Origin of the sequence: Leifsonia sp. NPDC080035, assembly GCF_040050925.1 — a bacterium.
Classification (GTDB): Bacteria; Actinomycetota; Actinomycetes; order Actinomycetales; family Microbacteriaceae; genus Leifsonia.
In genome coordinates, this window is the sequence record NZ_CP157390.1 from 3249073 (window position 1) to 3268818 (window position 19746).

Consider the following 19746-nt stretch of genomic DNA (forward strand, 5'->3'; position numbering starts at 1 on the left):
CTCCACTGCATGCGCATCGACATCGTCACGATCTTCCCGACCTTCTTCGATGCGCTGGACATCTCGCTGCTCGGCAAGGCCAGGCAGTCCGGGATCATCCGGCTGGGCGTCCACGACCTGCGCGACCACACCCACGACAGGCACCGCACCGTCGACGACACCCCGTACGGCGGGGGAGCCGGCATGGTCATGAAGCCGGAGCCGTGGGGCGAGGCGCTCGACGGCATCCTGGGTTCCGGCGACGAGGACCCGTTGGTGATCTTCCCGTCGCCGGCGGGAGAGGTGTTCACGCAGGCGATGGCGCGAGAGCTGGCCGGCGAGCGTCACCTGGTCTTCGGCTGCGGACGCTACGAGGGGATCGACCAGCGGGTGTTCGACGACACGGAGGCGCGGGCGCGTGTCCGCCTGGTGAGCATCGGCGACTACGTGCTCAACGGCGGCGAGGTCGCCACCATGGCGATGATCGAGGCGATCGGCCGGCTCATCCCTGGCGTCGTCGGCAACCCGGAGTCCCTGGTGCAGGAGTCGCACGAGGGCGGCCTGCTCGAGTACCCGTCGTACACCAAGCCCGCGGTCTGGCGCGGCCACGAGGTCCCGCCCGTGCTGCTCTCGGGCAACCACGGCGCGATCGCCGCGTGGCGGCACGAGCAGTCGGTCGCCCGTACCGCCCGCGTGCGTCCCGACCTCCTGCCGTAGTCTCGCCCAGAGTCGCCGAGCACAGGAAAAAGGTCCGGAATCGCGCGGATCCCGGACCTTTTTCCTGTGCTCGGCGGCCCGGCGCCGGGTCAGGACGCCGGGGCGGTGAGGATGATGGGGCCGTCGTCGGTGATGGCGACCGTGTGCTCGGAGTGCGCGCCGCGCGATCCGTCCGCTGCGCGGAGCGTCCAGCCGTCGCGGTCGGTGTAGATCTCGTCCGTCGTCTCCAGGAACCACGGCTCGATCGCGATGACGAGTCCCGGCTTCAGCGGGAAGCCGCGCCCCGGGCGGCCGTCGTTCGGGACGTGCGGGTCGCCGTGCATGGTACGGCCGACGCCATGGCCGCCGAACTGCGTGTTGACGCTGTAGCCCTCGCCGTGCGCGACAGCGGCGATCGCCGCCGAGATGTCGCCGATGCGGCCGCCGGGCTGCGCGGCGGCGATGCCGGCCGCCAGCGCACGGCGGGTCGTGTCGATCAGCCGCAGGTCCTCGTCGCGGGCCGAGCCGACGACGAGGCTGACCGCCGAGTCCGCGACCCAGCCGTCGACGCTCGCCGCGAAGTCCAGGCTCAGCAGGTCGCCGTCCTGCAGCCGGTAGTCGTGGGGGAGGCCGTGCAGGACGGCATCGTTCACCGACGTGCAGATCACCTTGCCGAACGGGCTCGCGCCGAACGAGGGATGGTAGTCGATGTAGCAGGACTCGGCGCCACGCTCCCGGATCATCCGGTGGGCGAGCGCGTCAAGCTCCAGCAGGTTCACGCCGACCTTCGCGGCGGCCGCGGTCGCGCCGAGCACCTCGGCGACGAAGCGCCCGGCGGGCCGCATCTGCTCGATCTCCGTCGGTGTCCTCAACTCGATCACGCGCGTCCTCTTCTCTCCTGCCGGATCGGTCCAAGTCTTCCATGCTCGCGCGCGCCTGCCGGTGCGGTTCGGCCCTCGGCGAACCCGCAGCCGCTCCCCAGCCGCGCGCGGCTACGCTGGTCGCGTGATCATCCGGAAGGCGTTCTACTGGTGGCTGTTCCCGTCCGCCGTGGTGCTCCCGGTGTGGCTGCTGGTCGGCTGGGCCGCGTTCCACGAGGGCAGCGGATGGTCGTTCCTCGGCCTGCTCGTGCTGTGCCCGATCCTGTTCGTCGCCCTGTTGGTGGTCGGCGGCATCCTCTTCTCCCGGCGCAGCGTCCGCGAGGCACGCGCCGTGTCCTGGTACGACGCAGGGATGCTCGCCGGCTGGAGCGCGTCCATCATCGCCTTCGGCTTCTTCCCGCCCGGTGTCACCGGCTGGCTCGCCGTGCTCGGTGTCCTGTTCTTCCTCGGCACGTTCTGGCTGGGGCTCTGGGAGCTGATGCGGGAGCTGCGCGGCCGCGTGGAGCAGACGTTCGCCGCCTACGAGCGGGCTGCCCGCCCGCAGCAGGTGCCGCAACAGGAGAACCCTGCGCGCACACCGGCGGACGACGCCGAGGTCATCATCATCGAGGAGCGGCGCGAGAAGTAGCGGCACGCTTTGGCAAACACCCGCCCGGCATGGCAGAATTAACGCTTGTGCCGCGGCCAGGCTCTGCCACAGGGGAGCCAGCATCTCTCGCGGACACACCTCATACCGAATCCCGGCCGTGCGTCACGGCGCCCGGCCCCGAATCCGTCCCCGACCTGTCGGCGGGTACAGAGAGCGAACAAGAATGCACATCCTCGACCAGGTGGACGCCGCGTCCCTCAAGCAGGACATCCCGGCCTTCCGCGCCGGCGACACCGTCAAGGTGCACGTCAACATCATCGAGGGCACGCGCTCTCGTGTCCAGGTCTTCCAGGGCGTCGTGATCGGCCGCTCGGGCGAAGGCGTCCGCGAGACCTTCACGGTCCGCAAGATCAGCTTCCAGGTCGGCGTCGAGCGCACCTTCCCCGTGCACTCCCCGGTCATCGACAAGATCGAGGTCGTCACCCGCGGTGACGTCCGTCGCGCCAAGCTCTACTACCTGCGCGAGCTGCGCGGCAAGAAGGCGAAGATCAAGGAGAAGCGCGAGAACTGACGCGCGTCCCGCACATCGTCCCTGAGCTCCCGGTCCTACACTTGAACCGGGAGCTCAGGCTTTTAAGCTCAGGCGGTTGAATGACAGACGAGACGCTGCCCACCCGGCCGGACCGCGTGGCGGATTCCGAGCGCAAGCGGCGCGGTGTGGCGCTGCTCCTCCGCGACCTCCTGATCATCGTCGTGATCGCGCTCCTGGTGTCGTTCCTGATCAAGACCTTCGTCGTCCGCTCCTTCTACATCCCGTCCGGATCGATGGAGAACACCCTGCAGGTGGACGACAAGATCATCGTCAACGAACTGCAGCCCTCCGTCTTCCCGCTCAGCCGGGGGGACGTCGTCGTGTTCCGCGACCCGGGCGGCTGGCTTCCGCCCAAGACGCCCGTGCAGCGGAACCCGGTGGCCGCTGCCGTGGACACCGCGCTCACCTTCGTCGGACTGTCGGCGTCGGACAGCGACGACCACCTCGTCAAGCGGCTCATCGGCCTGCCCGGTGACCGGGTGTCGTGCTGCGACGCGTCCGGGCGGCTCACGGTGAACGGCGTCGCGATCGACGAGCCGTACACGATCATCCAGTCGGGCCAGAAGAACGCGGCGACGGTCCCGTTCGCGGTCACGGTGCCGGCCGGACGCATCTGGGTGATGGGGGACAACCGCTACAACTCGCAGGACTCGTCGCGGAATCAGGGTCTTCCCGGACACGGTTTCGTCCCGCTCGACCATGTCGTCGGCCGGGCGTTCGTGATCAGCTGGCCGGTTCAGCGCTGGTCCTGGTTGGGCGATTATCCTGAAGTCTTCCGCGGTGTGGAGGAGAACAAGGAATGATGACCCCGGTGGCGCCGTCGCTGCGGTTCGAGAAGGCGCTCTATCGCGACGGCGTGACGTCGATCGTCGCCGTCGACGAGGTCGGGCGCGGCGCGCTTGCCGGCCCGGTCGCGGTCGGGATGGTCGTGATCGACACCGCGGTGAAGCGCATCCCGCCGGGACTGCGCGACTCCAAGCTGCTGCCGGAGCCCGTGCGCGAGGCGCTGGAGCCCGCGTGCCGGCGCTGGTCGCTGTTCCATGCCGTCGGCCTCGCCTCCGCTGCGGAGGTCGATTCGCTCGGGATCATGCGCTGCCTCGGCCTGGCCGGCGCCCGCGCGATGGCGCAGCTCGAGGAGCAGGGCGCAGAGGTCCGCGAGAGCACGCTCATCCTGGACGGCAACTACGACTACCTCAACCCGGCCCTGATGCGCCCGGCGCGCGTCGTCACCCGCATCAAGGCGGACAGGGACTGCGCGTCCGTCGCTGCGGCCTCGGTGATCGCCAAGGTGCACCGCGACCGGCTGATGATCGGCCACGACGCCGACTACCCCGGCTACGGCTGGACGACCAACAAGGGCTACTCGACGCCGGAGCATTTCGCCGCGATCGCCGATCTCGGGCCGAGTGCCCTGCACCGCCTCACCTGGCTGAAGGAGACCGCGATGCTGGACATGCCGACATAGCGTCGTATCCGGCTTAGACTTGACGGACGATGGATGAGGACGAGTTCGACGACTACGACCGCGAGGTCGAGCTGGCTTTGTACCGTGAATACCGGGACGTCGTCTCGCAGTTCAAGTACGTGATCGAGACGGAGCGCCGTTTCTACCTCGCGAACGAGGTGGAGTTCGTGCGTCGCGACACGGAGCACGACTTCTACTTCGAGCTGACGATGAACGACGTGTGGGTGTGGGACGTGTACCGCGCCGACCGTTTCGTGAAGTCGGTCCGGGTGCTCACGTTCAAGGACGTGAACATCGAGGAGCTCTCGAGCAAGGAGTTCGAGCTCCCGAAGGAGCTCGCGCTCGACGAGTAGGCCATAGCCTCCTCCACACCCCGCTTCCGCGGGTGACCTCTCCACAGATTCGGCCGCCGCCGTCTCCCGCTTGTCCGCCTCGCTGAGGCTGGATGCGGGAGGAACGATGGCATCCAAAGACGAACTGGGCAGGCGCGGCGAGATCGTGGCCGCGAAGTGGCTCGAGGCGCGGGGTTTCGTGCTGCTGGGGAAGAACTGGCGCTGTGCGGCAGGCGAGATTGACCTGATCCTGCGCACCGGATCCACCACGGTGTTCGCGGAGGTGAAGACGCGCAGTTCGCTGGCGTACGGGCATCCCTTCGAGGCGATCACACGGGAGAAGCGTCTGCGGCTGCGTCGGCTGGCGGCGGAATGGTGCCACGCGAACGGGCCCGTGCCCGGTGAGGTGCGCATCGACGCGGTCGCCGTGCTCGACGCGTGGAGCGCGGCGCCGACCGTCGAGCACCTGCGCGGGGTGGCCTGATGGCGCTCGCGAGGACGTTCGCCGTCGCGCTCACCGGCGTCCGCGGCGACGTCGTCGAGGTGGAGGCCGACATCGCGGCCGGCCTTCCGGCATTCGTGCTGATCGGGCTGCCGGATGCGGCCCTCGGGGAGTCGAGAAAGCGCGTGACCGCGGCGGCGGTCAACGCCGGGCTGCCGATCGCCCAGCGCAAGCTGACGGTCAACCTGTCGCCGGCGTCGCTGCGGAAACAGGGCTCGGCCTTCGACCTCGCCATCGCGATCGCGGCCCTGGCCGCCTCCGGCGATGTGCCGGCCGCGTCGGTGGCGCGGGCGGTGCACCTGGGCGAGCTTGGTCTGGACGGTCGGCTGCGCCCGGTGCCCGGTGTCCTGCCGGCGGTGCTGGCCGCACGCAGTGCGGGGTTCCGGCGGGTCTTCGTGCCGACGGCCAACGCCGGGGAGGCCGAGCTCGTCGACGACATCGAGATCCTCGCCCTGCCCAGCCTGCGCGCGGCGGCGATTGCGCACGGCGCCGCCCTCGACCCGGTGGAGGTGGAGCCGGTGGTGGGGGAGGCGGACGAGGCGGGCGAGACACCGGCCGACCCCGACCTCTCCGACGTCGCGGGAAACGAGGAGGCCGTGGACGCCCTCGTCGCCGCGGCGGCGGGCGGCCATCACTTGGCGATGGTCGGGCCGCCGGGTGCGGGCAAGACGATGCTCGCACGCCGGCTGCCGTCGCTGTTGCCGGACCTCAGCGCCGAGCAGGCCCTCGAGACGACGTCGATCCGGTCGCTCGCGGGTCTCGGCGTGAGCGGCGGCCTGCTGCGGCGTCCGCCCTTCGAGGCGCCCCACCACACGGCATCGGCGGCGGCACTCGTCGGCGGAGGCAGCGGCCGCATCGTCCCCGGCGCGATCGTGCGGGCGACCAACGGCGTGCTGTTCCTCGACGAGGCGGCCGAGTTCCCCCCGAGCGTGCTGGACGCGCTCCGTCAGCCGCTGGAGTCCGGCACGATCAGCATCCACCGCGCGAGCGGCGCAGCGACGTTCCCAGCGCGGTTCCAGCTCGTGCTCGCCTCCAACCCGTGCCCGTGCGGCCGGTACGGTTCGGCGGACGAGGAGTGCACGTGCTCGCCGATCGCCCGCCGTCGCTACCTGGCCCGCATGTCGGGGCCGTTGATGGACCGCGTCGACGTGCGGATCGCCGTTCGCAGGCTCGGGCTCGGAGCACTGCGGGCGGGTAGGGACGGCGGACCTCCCGGTCCGTCGAGCGCGGTCGTGCGTGAACGCGTGCTCGTGGCGAGAGCGGCCGCCGCGGAGCGTCTGAACGCCACGCCGTGGCGGCGGAACGTGGATGTGGACGGCACCTGGCTGCGCGCAGGACCGCGTCGGCTGGGACCCGCGTCCCTCGCCACCCTGGACAGGGCACTCGAGCGCGGCGGTATCACCATGCGCGGCTACGACCGCACCCTCCGCGTCGCCTGGACGCTCGCCGACCTGGATGGCGCGCAGACCCCGACTGCCGACCACGTCGGTCGTGCGCTCTTCCTGCGGCGGGGGATGGGACTGTGACGCGGCGAGTCGGCGGGGATCGGGACGCCGGTGCTTCCGGGGCGGCGCGCGACCGCCTGGTCGGCGCTTGGCGCGGCGTCGAGGTCGGCGCTTGGCGCGTCGGCCTGGTCGGCGCTTGGCGCGGCGTCGAGGTAGGCGCTTGGCGCGGCGGCCTGGTCGGCGCTTGGCGCGGCGACCTCGCCGTCGCGGACCGGGACGACCTCGCCGCTGCTGCCGCCCCGGTCGACGCCGCCTCCGGTGGCGAACCGCGTGAGGACGGGCCGACCGGAGCCTGCGCGGACTGCCCACTTGCGATGCTGCCCCGACGGCGATCCCGTCGCGGCCTGCCCGTGGCTCTCGCGGCGGCAGGAGGGACGTGCCATGCGGGAAAGTGATCACCTGCTCGGGTGCACCTTCTCCGTCGCAGAGCGGCTGCTCCGGCCCCTGGTCACGCCGTCCACCGATCTCGGGGATGAGCGGGCGATCAGAGGACTGCTCGCGTCGGTGGCGGTGTCCGCGCTCATCGAGCCGGGGGATATGGACGCCGGTCTGCTGGTCGAGGTCCTGGGTGTCGAGCTCGCCGCGACCTTCCTGATGGACGACGGCGACGGCGACCGCCTGCTCGCCCTCCTGCGGGAACGCTCGGCCGGCGCGGAACTCCCGACCGCGGAACGGCTCGATGCGGCGCTGGCGCGCTGGCGGAGCCGCAGAGAGCAGTCGAATCCCGAACGCGTGCTCGAGCGGGCTGCACATCTGCACGCGACGCTCGTCCCGCCGGGTGATCCTCTCTGGCCGCGCGGGCTGGATGACCTCCAGCGCGGGTGCCCGCTCCTCCTCTGGGTGCGTGGCGACACCCGCCGCCTGACGACGCTCGATCGGTCGATCGCCATGGTCGGTGCCCGCGCCGCCACCGGGTATGGAACGCATGTCGCGATGGAGTCGGCCGCCGCGCTCAGCGATCGCGGGTTCGCCGTCGTCTCCGGCGGCGCGTACGGCATCGATGCCGCGGCGCACCGTGCGGCGGTCGCGAGTGGACAGGTGACCGTCGCATTCCTCGCCGGTGGCGTCGACCGCCTCTACCCGTCCGGCAACGCGACCCTGCTGCACCGGGTCATCGAGACCGGACTGGTCGTCAGCGAGCTGCCTCCCGGTTCCGCGCCGACGCGGTGGCGCTTCCTGATGCGCAACCGGCTGATCGCGGCGGCCGCCCAGGCGACGGTCGTGATCGAGGCCGGGAGCCGATCGGGCAGCCTGAACACCGCCGGCCACGCCGCGCAGCTGGGCAGACCGCTCGGGGCCGTGCCAGGACCGGTGACGTCTCCGGCGTCCGCCGGGTGTCATCGGCTGATCCGCGAATACGATGCGGTCTGCGTGACGACTCCAGACGAGATGGCCGAGCTGTGCGAGCCCATCGGGCAGGGGGCGGATGCCGATATCGACGGAGAGGTGTTGCGTTCGGACGACGTGCTCGGCGCGCTCCGGATCCGGTCGGGGCGCACCCTCCGCGAGCTGATGGCCGCGACAGGGCTGAACGCCTCGAGCGTCCAGTCCGAACTCGGGCGGCTGGAGGCGCTGGGGCGGGTACGGGAGTCCGGCGACGGCTGGCACCGGCTGGTGGAATGACCGCCTGGTCGCATTGCACGCGCGATCGGCGCAGCGCGGAGAGGAAACGCGATCGGAAGCGCGTGGGACAAACGCGGACGGAACAGCGTGGCACAGCAAACGCGATCGGAGGAAACCGGAGCGTCGCCCGGCGACGTGGCGTCGGCTGGCCGAAGCTGGGGGAGTGGAACTGCAGGCGGCCATCGACGGGTATGCGCGCCACCTCGAGGTGGAGCGCGGGTACTCGCCGCAGACCGTGCGGGCCTACCGGTCCGACCTCGCGGCCCTGCGGAGTTTCGTGGCCTCGCGCGGTGTCGGCGAGACGAGTGAGCTGACCCTCGATCTCTACCGTGACTGGCTCTGGGATGCGTCGCAGCAGGGGCTCGCGCGTGCAACGCTCGCACGGCGCTCCGCCGCCGCCCGCGGGTTCAGCGCCTGGGTGGCCCGCTCCATCGACGATCCGGCATCGCAGGGCGTCACACCGGCATCCGCCACGACCACTGACCACGCGGCCCCCGCGTCAGAGAGCGGCGACCGTGGCCCCGACCCCGCCGCGCGGCTGCGCGCGCCGAAGGCGGAGAAGACGCTGCCGCGGGTCATCACCCGCGCCCAGATGGACGGCATCCTGACGGCACTCGCCGCGCGGGCAGCGGACGGTGAGCCGGGCGCGGTTCGCGACGTCGCCGTGATCGAGCTGCTGTACGCGGCGGGGATCCGCGTGAGCGAGCTGACCGGGCTCGACGTGGACGACGTCGACCTGGAACGGCTGACCCTGCGCGTGCTCGGCAAGGGGTCGAAAGAGCGCGTCGTGCCGTTCGGCGTCCCGGCGCTCGCCGCGTTGCGCGGCTACCTCGCTCGTGCACGTCCTCTGCTCGCGGCCGAACGGTCCGGGCCGGCGCTCTTCCTCGGTGCGCGTGGCGGACGGCTCGGGACGCGCGCCGTGTACCAGCTGGTGGCGAGCCTGCTGGCCGACATCCCCGGCGGGGGGCCCGCGGGCCCGCACACCCTGCGGCACACCGCGGCCACCCACCTGCTCGACGGGGGAGCGGACCTGCGCGCCGTGCAGGAGATCCTCGGGCACGCCAGCCTGGGCACCACGCAGATCTACACGCACGTCTCGGCCGAGCGGCTCAAGGAGACCTACCGGATCGCGCATCCCCGCGCCTGACGCCCTCGGGTGCAACGGCAGCAGCACCGACGGCCTGACCCGGTCGAAGAACAGCAGCGGGGAGACGTACTCGCCGTCGATGCGGACGCCGACGTGGATGCACGTGCCGCTGCAGTGCGCTCCCGCGTCCACCACGCCGATGACGTCCCCGGCCGCGACCACGGCGCCGACGGCCAGCGTCGAGGCGACGGGCTCGTAGCTCGAGAGCACGCCGCCACCGTGGTCGAGCGTCAGCACCGGGCGGTCGACCACCACCCCCACGAAGCGCACGGTCGCCGCAGCAGGGGCGCGGACCTCGACGCCGGGTGTGGCCGCCAGGTCGACCCCGCGGTGGCCGGCCGCGTACGCGTTCGCAGGCGCGACGTAGCCGCTGGTCAGCCGCGCCGGTGTCACGGGCCAGAGCCAGCGCGGCGCGGGCCCGGCGAGCGCGGCCGGCTCCGCCCTCGGCGACGAGCGAGCCGGAGCCGCCGCCGCTGCCGAGACGGAGCTCTCGACCGCCGCGGACGCCCATCCCGCCGCTCCTGCGACCGCCCCGAACATGGCGATGACGGCGGCGGCAACCGCGGCGACAGTCAGCACGACCGGTCTCACCACGCGCGACCTCCTCTCCTCGTCGTCAGCCGACCCTCCCGCATCACGACGCCCGCGTGGGGCGATCGCGTCCAGATGGGGACAACTCCTGTTGTCCACTCGCTCGTGCAGGAGCCCGCGCTCTGCGGCGCGCCCGGCCCGACGCCACCCTCCACAAACGCACCCCTCCGGCGTACCGTGATCCGCGCGCCTCGATTCCGGTGCGATCCGTCGGGACGGGGGCCGCAGCACACAATCGAAAAAGGGATGACATGTCTGAACAACGCAGCAACACTTCCGACACCGATGACGAGCACGTCCCGCAGCCCACGGCCGCGATGAGGCGCAAGGTCGTCGGGCTCGCGGTCTCCGCGGCGGTCGGCGGCTTCCTGTTCGGGTTCGACTCCTCGGTCATCAACGGGGCCGTCGACTCGATCCAGCACCACTTCGCGCTGAACGCGTTCGTGACCGGCTTCATCGTGGCGATCGCGCTGCTCGGCTGCGCCGTCGGCGCATTCATCGCCGGCCGTCTCGCCGACCGCTGGGGCCGCCTGAAGGTGATGCTGCTCGGTGCGGTCATGTTCCTGGTCAGCTCGATCGGGGCCGGACTCGCGTTCTCGGTGTGGGACCTGGGCCTCTGGCGCGTGATCGGCGGCCTCGGCATCGGCATCGCCTCGGTCGTGGCGCCCGCCTACATCGCGGAGATCGCCCCGAAGCAGCGTCGCGGCGGACTGGCATCCCTGCAGCAGCTCGCCATCACGATCGGTATCTTCGTCGCCCTGCTCTCCGACGCGCTGCTCGCCGGCGCCGCCGGTGCCGCGGCCAACCAGCTGTGGCTCGGCCTCGAGGCCTGGCGCTGGATGTTCCTGGTCGGCGTCATCCCGTCCGTCATCTACGGCATCCTCGCGCTCACCCTGCCCGAGTCGCCGCGCTACCTGCTGGCCAACGGACGGCACGACGAGGCCCGCGCCATCTTCTCGACCCTCGTCCCGGAGGAAGACGTCGACCGCCAGGTGCGCGACATCGAGCGCGCCATCGAGGAGGACAAGGAGGGCGCGAAGGCCACACTGCGCGGCAACCGCTTCGGACTCAAGCCGATCGTCTGGATCGGCATCATCCTCTCCATCTTCCAGCAGTTCGTCGGCATCAACGTGATCTTCTACTACTCGACGACGCTGTGGAGAGCCGTCGGCTTCACCGAGAGCAACTCGCTGCTCATCACCGTGATCACCTCGGTGACCAACGTGGTCGTGACGATCGTCGCCATCCTGCTCGTGGACCGGGTCGGCCGGCGTCCCATCCTGCTGACCGGATCCGTCGGCATGGCGATCTCGCTCGGAGCGATGGCACTCGCGTTCGCATTCGCCACGAAGCACGACGGCGCCGTCTCCCTCCCGAACCCGTGGGGCCCGATCGCGCTCATCGCGGCCAACGTCTTCGTCGTCTGCTTCGGCGCGTCCTGGGGCCCGCTGGTCTGGGTGCTGCTCGGCGAGATCTTCCCGACCAAGATCCGCGCAGCCGCTCTCGGTGTCGCCGCGTCCGCACAGTGGATCGCCAACTTCCTCGTGACGGTGTCGTTCCCGCCCATGAGCGACTTCTCTCTTCCGTTCACGTACGGGATGTACGCCGTGTTCGCCGCGCTGTCGTTCTTCTTCGTCTTCTTCAAGGTCCCCGAGACCAACGGGATGGCGCTCGAGCACGCCGAGACGCTGTTCGCCAACGCGGGCCGCAGCCGCGGCGTGCAGGTGCGTTCCACCGGCGACTCGGCGACCCCCGGTACCTGATGGGCCGGTCCGCCTGATAAGATCGTCTTCGCACTCCGCTCGTCGGAGTGACTACGCGTGCCCGGACGCCCTCCCACGAGGGCGGGGCGCTCCTCCACCGGTCTCCCACGATCCTTCACGGTCCTCCGTGCGGGCTCGCGCGAGCGGGGGAGCGCGGGGCACCAGGAGTGGCGGCCGACCGGCCGTCCCGACAACCGTGAACAGCATCCCGAGCGGCAGCGCCGGGATGCGCAACAGAAGGAGAAACGGCAATGGCCGTCGTCACCATGCGCCAGCTGCTCGACAGCGGCGTCCACTTCGGACACCAGACCCGCCGCTGGAACCCGAAGATGAAGCGCTTCATCCTCACCGAGCGCTCGGGCAGCTACATCATCGACCTGCAGCAGTCGCTCGCCTACATCGACAAGACGTACGAGTTCGTCCGCGAGACGGTCGCCCACGGCGGCACCATCCTCTTCGTCGGCACGAAGAAGCAGGCCCAGCAGGCGATCGCCGAGCAGGCGACCCGCGTCGGCCAGCCCTACGTCAACCAGCGCTGGCTCGGTGGTCTGCTGACCAACTTCCAGACCGTCTCCAAGCGCCTCGCCCGCATGAAGGAGCTCGAGGAGCTCGACTTCGAGGGCACCACCAGCGGCTTCACCAAGAAGGAGCTGCTGATCAAGAAGCGCGAGCTCGACAAGCTGCACAAGTCGCTCGGCGGCATCCGCAACCTGTCGAAGACCCCGAGCGCCATCTGGGTGGTCGACACCAAGAAGGAGCACCTCGCGATCGACGAGGCGAAGAAGCTCGGCATCCCCGTGATCGCCATCCTCGACACCAACTGCGACCCCGACGAGGTGCAGTACCCGATCCCGGGCAACGACGACGCGATCCGCTCCGTCTCGCTGCTGACCCGCATCGTCGCCGACGCCGCGGCCGACGGGCTCATCCAGCGCCACCAGAAGCCCGAGGAGGGTTCCGAGCAGGCCGAGCCGCTCGCCGAGTGGGAGCAGGAGCTGCTCGCGCAGCCGACCGAAGAGGTCCAGTCCAGCGCCGAGACCGAGAAGGCGGCCGACGCCGACCTCGCCGAGGCCAAGGCGGACTCCGCCGAGGTCGTCGCCGAGGGCGAGTCCGACGCGGACGCCGCCGAGGGCGAGTCCGACGCCGAGGCCAAGTAACCACACTCATCTTCGAGACAAAAGGTTCCAGTTACGAACATGGCAAACATCAGCATCGCTGACATCAAGGCCCTGCGCGAGCAGCTCGGCACGGGCATGGTCGACACCAAGAAGGCGCTCGAGGAGGCCGGTGGCGACATCGAGAAGGCCACCGAGATCCTGCGCCTGAAGGGTGCGAAGGGCAACGCGAAGCGCGCCGACCGCTCCACCAGCGAGGGCCTCGTCGCCGCCAAGGAGAACGGCAACGGCACCGCCACCATGATCGAGCTCGCGTGCGAGACCGACTTCGTGGCCAAGGGCGAGAAGTTCATCGCCCTCGCCGACAAGGTGCTCGACGCGACCGCTGCCGCCGGTGCGAGCACGGTCGAGGAGGCGCTGGCCGCCCCCGCCGGATCGCAGACCGTCGCCGAGCTCATCGGTGACGAGGCCGCGATCCTCGGCGAGAAGGTCGAGCTGCGTCGCATCGCCGTCGTGAACGGCGAGCACTTCGCGATCTACCTGCACAAGACCTCCAAGGACCTGCCCCCGCAGGTCGGTGTCGTCGTGGGCTACGCCGGCGACGACGCGGAGACCGCCCGCAGCATCGCGCAGCACATCTCCTTCGCGAACCCGACCTACCTCACCCGTGAGGACGTCCCGGCCGACGAGGTCGAGAACGAGCGTCGCATCGTCGAGGAGATCTCGCGCAACGAGGGCAAGCCGGAGGCCGCGCTCCCGAAGATCATCGAGGGTCGCCTCGGCGCCTACTTCAAGCAGGTCGCCCTGCTCGAGCAGGAGTACGCCCGCGACAACAAGCAGACGATCAGCCAGGTGGTCAAGGACGCGGGCCTCACCGTGTCCGGCTTCGCCCGGTTCAAGGTCGGCGCCTGATCAAGGCATGAAGGAGTCCGGATCGAGTCCACTCGATCCGGACTCCTTTTCTGTGCGTGCCAGCAAGGCACGCATTAGGTTTGACGAAACGATGAGGGAAGGACTCACACACGCATGTCGGCAGTCAAGCAGCGTTCATCAAACCCCCGCCGCAGGGTCCTTCTGAAACTCTCCGGCGAGGCGTTCGGGGCCGGCCAACTCGGGGTGAATCCCGACGTCGTCAGCAGCATCGCCCGTGAGATCGCCCAGGCGGCGGAGGACGTCGAGATCGCGATCGTCGTCGGCGGTGGCAACTTCTTCCGCGGGGCCGAGCTCTCGCAGCGCGGCATGGACCGCGGCCGGGCGGACTACATGGGGATGCTCGGCACCGTCATGAACTCGCTCGCGCTGCAGGACTTCCTGGAGCAGGCGGGCGCGGAGACGCGCGTGCAGTCCGCCATCGCCATGACCCAGGTCGCTGAGCCGTACATCCCGCGCCGTGCGGAGCGGCACCTGGAGAAGGGCCGCGTCGTCATCTTCGGCGCCGGCGCGGGACTCCCGTACTTCTCGACGGACACGGTCGCGGCGCAGCGCGCGCTGGAGATCAGCGCGGACGTCGTGCTGGTCGCCAAGAACGGCGTCGACGGGATGTACGACGACGACCCGCGCACCAACCCCGACGCCCGCAAGATCGACCACATCAGCCACCAGGACGCGCTCAAGCAGAACCTCAAGGCGGTCGACTCCACGGCGCTCAGCCTGTGCATGGACAACGGCATGCCGATGCGCATCTTCGGCATCGAGCCGGCGGGCAACGTGACCGCGGCGCTGCTCGGCGCCGAGATCGGCACCCTGCTCGGCTGAGCCGCCGCGTGCACCGGCCCGGGCGGCGCGGGGCTCTAGACTAGACAACGATTCACCGATCTGAAGGAGAAACCGTGATCGCGGATGTGATTTCCGACGCTCGAGCGCGTATGACCAAGACCGTCGACGCGGCGAGGGACGACTTCGGCACCGTGAGCGCGGGCCGCGCCAATCCCGCACTCTTCCAGAAGGTGCTCGTCGACTACTACGGCTCGCCGACGCCGCTGGCCCAGCTGGCCGGCCTGCAGAACCCGGAGGCGCGCGTCCTGCTCGTCACGCCGTACGACAAGTCGGCGCTCAAGGAGATCGAGAAGGCGATCGTCAACATGCCGAGCCTCTCGGCGAACGTCGGCAACGACGGGGAGATCGTGCGCGTCACGCTGCCAGAGCTCACCGAGGACCGCCGCAAGGAGTTCGTCAAGATCGTCCGCGGCAAGGGCGAGGACGCGAAGGTCGCCATCCGCAACATCCGCCGCAAGGCCAAGGACGACCTGGACGCGCTGAAGGGGGAGGTCGGGGACGACGAGGTGGCGCGCGCCGAGAAGGAGCTCGAGTCGCTCACGCGCACGCACGTCGACGCCATCGACGAGGCTCTCAAGCGCAAGGAAGCCGAACTCCTCGAGGTCTAGATGAGCGAGGGGAGCAGCGGGGGCGGCCCTCGCACGCCGGCATCGGGGAAACGGGTGGGATCCCACTCGCGCGCGGAGATCCGCGCGCAGGTGCAGGCGACGAGAGCGGACTTCGAGCGCCAGGTGCTCGCCCGCAAAGCGCAGCTCGATGCGACGAACGAGAAGATCGAGGCCCGGACCGGGCGCAACCTCATCCTGGCGATCCTGATCGGCGTCGGCGTCGGCGTGCTCGTCGTGCTCAGCCTGATCTTCGTCAAGGAGCTCTTCCTGCTTCTGGGGGCGGGGCTGGCCGGCTTCGCGGCGTTCGAGCTCACCCAGGCCTTCCGGGCCGCAGCACGACGCGTGCCGCGCATCCCGACGGTCGTCGCGGCCGTCGCCGTCGTGCCGGCGACGTTCTTCTTCCACGCCGGCGGGCAGCTGATCTCGCTGTCGGCGGGCGTCGTGCTCGTCGTGGTCTGGCGCCTCGTCGAGGAGCTCGCGCAGCCTGCCCGCAGACGCGGCCCGTCCGCGCTCGGCAGGGACCTCACGTGGGGCGTCCTCGTGCAGATGTACGTCTCGCTGCTCGCCAGCTTCGCGATCCTGCTGCTGGCGGAGGACGGCGGGGAGTGGTGGGTGCTCGGCTTCGTCATCGTCGTCATCGCCGTCGACACCGGCGCGTACGCCAGCGGCCTGTCCTGGGGCAAGCATCCGATGGCGCCCACCATCAGCCCCAAGAAGACCTGGGAGGGCTTCGGCGGCGCCGCGGTGGCCGCGATCGTCGCGGGTGTGCTGATCTCCGTGTTCATGATCGGGATGCCGTGGTGGTTCGGGATCGTGTTCGGTGTCGTCACCCTGCTGACGGCCACCGCGGGCGACCTGGCGGAGTCGCTCATCAAGCGGGATCTCGGCATCAAGGACATGAGCTCGTGGCTGCCCGGCCATGGTGGCTTCCTCGACCGGCTCGACTCCATCCTCCCCTCGGCGGCGGCCACCTACGTGCTGTTCCTCATCTTCTCCTGACACAATGGCGTTGTGAGCACCTTCCCGCGGAGCCCCAAGTCCACGCTCGGTTACGACGTCGACGAGGTGGACGAGTTCCTGAAGTCAGCGCGTACGGCCTACGACGACGACGGCGCGTCCGCGACGACGATCACGGCGGCGGACATCCGGCGCACCGCCTTCTCGATGGCGAAGGGCGGCTACTCCACGCAGCACGTCGACGCCGCGCTGGAGCGCCTCGAGGACGCCTTCGCCGCCCGTGAGAGCGAGGCGGCGCGCCAGGCGAAGGGGGACGCCGCCTGGTACGAGGAGGCGCGCACGACGGCGCAGGCGATCCTCGACCGGCTCGAGCGGCCCGCGGGCCAGCGGTTCCAGCGCGTCAGCCTGCTCACCCTCGGTTACAACCGCCAGGACGTCGACCGGTTCGCCGGACGTCTCGTGCGCTACTTCCAGGACGGCCGTCCGATGAGCGTCGAGGAGGTGCGCACGGTCACCTTCCGCGAGCAGCGCGGAGGCTACCGGGAGGCGCAGGTCGACCTGCTGCTGGACAGTGTGACGGACGTGATGCTCGCGGTCCGATGACCTGGCGGTTCCCTGAGTGCGGGCGCGGATTCTTGGAAACCCGCGAAATGTTCGTTATGGTTCTGTGATCGTGGGTAGACGAGCAACAGCAGAGATGATTCCGCTGGCCCCGGCCAACCCGGTCGGAGTCGCGTTCAAGCGGCCCCGGCGTCCGCACATCCGTTCGCGCGCCGCCGTTTGGGGCTTCGCATTCACCGCAGCCGTGGGCTTCGCGCTGGTGAACGTGGTCGACCCGTACTCCGGGTCCGCGGCGACGCCGGCGTACGCAGACACGATGCAGGACATCCAGACCACCTCCCGCTATGGCACCGCGCCGGTGCAGAGCCTCACGGCTCCCGACGGGTCGGCCGCGACGGTCACGCGCGAAGCGGTGAGCGTCAAGGAGAAGCCGAAGCCCAAGCCGACGCCGACCCCCACCCCGACGCCCACGGAGTCGTCGGACAGCTCCTCCGGCAGCGCGTCCTCCGACAGCGCCGACAGCGGCGCCCCCGCGGCCGGTACGCCGGACCCGGGCTCGGCTCAGGCCATCGCCTACCAGATGCTCCAGGAGCGCGGGATGGGCGACGACCAGTACAACTGCCTGGTCTCGCTCTGGAACCGCGAGTCCGGCTGGAACGTGTACGCGTACAACGCCGGCAGCGGCGCCTACGGCATCCCGCAGGCGCTCCCCGGCAGCAAGATGGCGTCGGCCGGCCCGGACTGGCAGAACAGCGCGAGCACGCAGATCAACTGGGGCCTCGGCTACATCACCGGTCGCTACGGCACGCCGTGCGGCGCCTGGTCTCACTCGGAGTCCTCCGGCTGGTACTGATCCTCCAGTGTGCCTGCCCGGTACGTGTCGACCATGCTCGTGCGGGGTCGGTCGTACCGTGAGCGCACCGTCGGCCCCTCGTAGACTGGAGTCATGCCGCGCAGCAATCGTCCCCGCTCTCGCCAGGGTGGCCGCGGGGACGAGGAGGAGAACGGCCTCGACCGGCTCCTGTCCGGTTGGCGGCGCACCGAGGTGCGCCGTGGCATCGAATGGAATGTGCAGCCCGTCTCGTCGCTGCAGGCGCAGAAGAGCTACGTCTGTCCCGGTTGCGGCCGGGAGATCGCGCCGGGAGTGTCCCACCTCGTCGCGTGGCGGGCGGACGGCGTGCTCGGCGACGCGGCGGACCTGGCGGCCAGGCGGCATTGGCACGAGTCGTGCTGGCGGATCTCGTGACCGGGACCGCGCGTGAAGGAGAGAGTGTGACCACCGGACCCATCGAGATCCGCGGCGGCGTCGAGCTGCCCGCGCGCCGCGAGGACATCGAGCTGCACACCCGCGACGGGCTGACGCTCGTCGGTGAGCTGGCCAGCCCGCTGGAGCGTGAGCCGGTCGCGACCCTCGTCACGCTGCACCCGCTGCCGACCGGCGGTGGGTTCATGGACTCGCACATCCTGCGGAAGGCGGCGGCCCGCCTCCCCGCCCTGGCGGACATCGCCGTGCTGCGCTTCAACACCCGCGGCACGTCGTCGCCGCGCGGCCGCAGCCAGGGCGAGTTCGGCCACGGTGTCGACGAGAAGTACGACGTGGAGGCCGCGATGGCGTTCGTCGCCGAGCGCGGTCTGCCGCATCCCTGGCTGCTCGGCTGGTCGTTCGGTACCGAGCTGGCGCTGATGTACGGGCGCGAGTGCCCGGTCGACGGGGTCATCCTGCTCTCGCCGCCGCTGCACAGGGCGAAGCCGGAGCACCTGAGCGCGTGGGCGGGGGACTCCCGCCCGATCGTCGCCCTGATCCCGGAGCACGACGACTACCTGCGGCCGGCGGAGGCGGCGGAGCGGTTCCGGCCGCTGCCGCAGATCCAGCTCGTCGACGTGGCGGGCGGCAAGCACCTGTGGGTGGGGGAGAACCAGACCCGGCGCGTGCTCGACGAGATCGTCGAGCGCCTCAACCCCGCCGCGGCCCCGCTGCCGACCCAGTGGCCTGCCGGCTGAGCGGACCTGCTAGAGCTCGTTCTGGCGCGGGATCACGACCTGCTTGATGATCAGCAGGATCGCCGCGGCGAACGGGATGGCGACGAGCGCGCCGAGGATGCCGAGCAGCGTCCCGCCGGCCAGAGCGGCGACCACGACGAGCGCGCCGGGCACGGCCACCGCGCGGTTCATGATGCGCGGGCTCAGGATGTACGCCTCCACCTGCATGTAGACGATGTAGTAGATCGCGGCGGCGATCGCCGTCGGCGGCCCGGAGAGGAAGCAGACGGCGACGATGATGACCGAGCCCGTGATGGTTCCGACCAGCGGGATCAGCGAGAAGAAGAACGCGATCGAGGCGAGCAGGATCGGGAACTTCGCGCCGATGACGGTCAGGAAGATCGCGCTGAGCACGCCGTTGACGAGAGCGAGGGAGACCTGGCCCATCACGTACTTGCCGACCGAGTCGGTGATCTGGTCGCCGAGGTCGGCGAACCGCGACCGTCGGGAGGCCGGGACCAGCTGGTACGCGGCCCGCTTGATGCTCGGCAGCGATGCCGTGAAGTAGATCGTCAGGATCAGGACGATGATGACCCCGAAGGCGCCCTGGACGATGCCGACGCCGGTCTGCAGCACCTTGGAGGTGATGTCGGGCAGGTTCTTGTTCAGCCACTGGATGACGGCGTCGATGTTCTGCTGGTTCACGATCGACGGGAACTGGTGCTGGAGGGTCAGGAACCAGCTCTCCGCGGAGCCGTTCTGCACCCACTTCACGGTGTTCTGGACCAGCTGGGTCGCCTGATCCACCGCGACCGGGACGATCGCCCAGACCAGCCCAACGAACGCGCCGATGATGACGACGAGGGCGACGACCAGCGCGAGCCAGCGCGGGAACTTCCTGCGCTCCAGGAAGGAGATCATCGGCTCGATGCCGAGCGCGAGGAACAGCGCGGCGCCGATGTAGGTGATGATCGTCGCGAGGCTGGTGACCGCGCTGAGGATGAGGATGCCGAGTCCGACACCGAGGGTGCCGATCAGTCCGACGCGGAAAGCGTTCTGGATCTTCACGTGTTCCCCCTCGAAA

22 protein-coding genes and 1 pseudogene are annotated in these 19746 nt (G+C 70.2%); 20 read left to right on the forward strand and 3 right to left on the reverse strand.

What is annotated here, in order from left to right:
* Window positions 1-9: 9 nt before the first annotated feature.
* On the forward strand, window positions 10-696 hold the full coding sequence (gene trmD, locus AAME72_RS15750; RefSeq protein WP_348787493.1) for a tRNA (guanosine(37)-N1)-methyltransferase TrmD: 687 nt from the start codon (window positions 10-12) through the stop codon (window positions 694-696).
* 89 nt (window positions 697-785) lie between these two features.
* Here the strand turns inward: trmD and map are convergent, their stop codons facing one another.
* A complete protein-coding gene (gene map, locus AAME72_RS15755) occupies window positions 786-1556 on the reverse strand; it encodes a type I methionyl aminopeptidase (RefSeq protein ID WP_348787494.1) in 771 nt (256 codons plus the stop codon).
* A gap of 124 nt (window positions 1557-1680) precedes the next feature.
* On the opposite strand from map, the gene AAME72_RS15760 reads away from it, so the two are divergent.
* The 9 genes from AAME72_RS15760 (at window position 1681) to AAME72_RS15800 (ending at window position 9311) form a co-directional block, all read left to right on the forward strand.
* Window positions 1681-2184, forward strand: a complete 504-nt coding sequence (locus AAME72_RS15760; protein WP_348787495.1) for a hypothetical protein — start codon at window positions 1681-1683, stop codon at window positions 2182-2184.
* A gap of 184 nt (window positions 2185-2368) precedes the next feature.
* Window positions 2369-2716 (forward strand): 50S ribosomal protein L19, encoded by a 348-nt coding sequence (gene rplS / locus AAME72_RS15765; protein ID WP_348787496.1) that lies wholly within the window; start codon window positions 2369-2371, stop codon window positions 2714-2716.
* 80 nt (window positions 2717-2796) lie between these two features.
* Window positions 2797-3540 (forward strand): signal peptidase I, encoded by a 744-nt coding sequence (lepB, locus tag AAME72_RS15770; protein WP_348787497.1) that lies wholly within the window; start codon window positions 2797-2799, stop codon window positions 3538-3540.
* On the forward strand, window positions 3537-4202 hold the full coding sequence (locus AAME72_RS15775; protein WP_348787498.1) for a ribonuclease HII: 666 nt from the start codon (window positions 3537-3539) through the stop codon (window positions 4200-4202). The genes lepB and AAME72_RS15775 overlap by 4 nt, the downstream gene beginning before the upstream one ends.
* A gap of 29 nt (window positions 4203-4231) precedes the next feature.
* Window positions 4232-4555, forward strand: a complete 324-nt coding sequence (locus tag AAME72_RS15780) for a DUF2469 family protein (RefSeq protein WP_018190696.1) — start codon at window positions 4232-4234, stop codon at window positions 4553-4555.
* Window positions 4556-4661: 106 nt separating this feature from the next.
* A complete protein-coding gene (locus AAME72_RS15785; RefSeq protein ID WP_348787499.1) occupies window positions 4662-5018 on the forward strand; it encodes a YraN family protein in 357 nt (118 codons plus the stop codon).
* Window positions 5018-6562, forward strand: a complete 1545-nt coding sequence (locus AAME72_RS15790) for a YifB family Mg chelatase-like AAA ATPase (RefSeq protein WP_348787500.1) — start codon at window positions 5018-5020, stop codon at window positions 6560-6562. The genes AAME72_RS15785 and AAME72_RS15790 overlap by 1 nt, the downstream gene beginning before the upstream one ends.
* Window positions 6563-6922: 360 nt before the next feature.
* On the forward strand, window positions 6923-8164 hold the full coding sequence (gene dprA / locus AAME72_RS15795; protein WP_348787501.1) for a DNA-processing protein DprA: 1242 nt from the start codon (window positions 6923-6925) through the stop codon (window positions 8162-8164).
* A 163-nt stretch (window positions 8165-8327) separates the two neighbouring features.
* A complete protein-coding gene (locus AAME72_RS15800; protein ID WP_348787502.1) occupies window positions 8328-9311 on the forward strand; it encodes a tyrosine recombinase XerC in 984 nt (327 codons plus the stop codon).
* A 117-nt stretch (window positions 9312-9428) separates the two neighbouring features.
* Here the strand turns inward: AAME72_RS15800 and AAME72_RS15805 are convergent.
* A pseudogene (locus tag AAME72_RS15805) lies at window positions 9429-9851 on the reverse strand (M23 family metallopeptidase); the annotation flags it as partial.
* Between the two features lie 302 nt (window positions 9852-10153).
* Here AAME72_RS15805 and AAME72_RS15810 point away from each other — a divergent pair.
* From AAME72_RS15810 to AAME72_RS15855, 10 genes are all read left to right on the forward strand, one after another.
* Window positions 10154-11665, forward strand: a complete 1512-nt coding sequence (locus tag AAME72_RS15810) for a sugar porter family MFS transporter (RefSeq protein ID WP_348787503.1) — start codon at window positions 10154-10156, stop codon at window positions 11663-11665.
* A gap of 251 nt (window positions 11666-11916) precedes the next feature.
* Window positions 11917-12822 carry a 30S ribosomal protein S2 gene (rpsB, locus tag AAME72_RS15815; protein WP_348787504.1) on the forward strand — a complete coding sequence of 302 codons (906 nt, stop codon included), beginning with the start codon at window positions 11917-11919 and terminating at the stop codon, window positions 12820-12822.
* A gap of 39 nt (window positions 12823-12861) precedes the next feature.
* Window positions 12862-13692, forward strand: a complete 831-nt coding sequence (gene tsf, locus AAME72_RS15820; RefSeq protein WP_348787505.1) for a translation elongation factor Ts — start codon at window positions 12862-12864, stop codon at window positions 13690-13692.
* A 114-nt stretch (window positions 13693-13806) separates the two neighbouring features.
* The gene (gene pyrH, locus AAME72_RS15825; RefSeq protein ID WP_348787506.1) at window positions 13807-14535 is read left to right on the forward strand and encodes a UMP kinase; all 729 of its coding nucleotides are present in this window, start codon (window positions 13807-13809) and stop codon (window positions 14533-14535) included.
* Window positions 14536-14609: 74 nt separating this feature from the next.
* Complete coding sequence (gene frr, locus AAME72_RS15830; RefSeq protein WP_348787507.1) at window positions 14610-15164, forward strand: ribosome recycling factor; 555 nt, start codon at window positions 14610-14612, stop codon at window positions 15162-15164.
* Between the two features lie 54 nt (window positions 15165-15218).
* Window positions 15219-16163, forward strand: coding sequence for a phosphatidate cytidylyltransferase (locus AAME72_RS15835; RefSeq protein WP_348787508.1), 945 nt, complete (start codon window positions 15219-15221; stop codon window positions 16161-16163).
* A 12-nt stretch (window positions 16164-16175) separates the two neighbouring features.
* A complete protein-coding gene (locus tag AAME72_RS15840; RefSeq protein WP_348787509.1) occupies window positions 16176-16724 on the forward strand; it encodes a DivIVA domain-containing protein in 549 nt (182 codons plus the stop codon).
* A 94-nt stretch (window positions 16725-16818) separates the two neighbouring features.
* Window positions 16819-17535 carry a lytic transglycosylase domain-containing protein gene (locus AAME72_RS15845; protein WP_348787510.1) on the forward strand — a complete coding sequence of 239 codons (717 nt, stop codon included), beginning with the start codon at window positions 16819-16821 and terminating at the stop codon, window positions 17533-17535.
* A gap of 93 nt (window positions 17536-17628) precedes the next feature.
* Window positions 17629-17928: a hypothetical protein gene (locus AAME72_RS15850; protein WP_348787511.1), complete on the forward strand. Its 300-nt coding sequence runs from the start codon at window positions 17629-17631 to the stop codon at window positions 17926-17928.
* A 41-nt stretch (window positions 17929-17969) separates the two neighbouring features.
* On the forward strand, window positions 17970-18683 hold the full coding sequence (locus AAME72_RS15855; RefSeq protein ID WP_348790152.1) for an alpha/beta hydrolase: 714 nt from the start codon (window positions 17970-17972) through the stop codon (window positions 18681-18683).
* Between the two features lie 9 nt (window positions 18684-18692).
* Here AAME72_RS15855 and AAME72_RS15860 read toward each other — a convergent pair whose 3' ends face one another.
* Window positions 18693-19730: an AI-2E family transporter gene (locus AAME72_RS15860; protein ID WP_348787512.1), complete on the reverse strand. Its 1038-nt coding sequence runs from the start codon at window positions 19728-19730 to the stop codon at window positions 18693-18695.
* Between the last annotated feature and the right edge of the window lie 16 nt (window positions 19731-19746).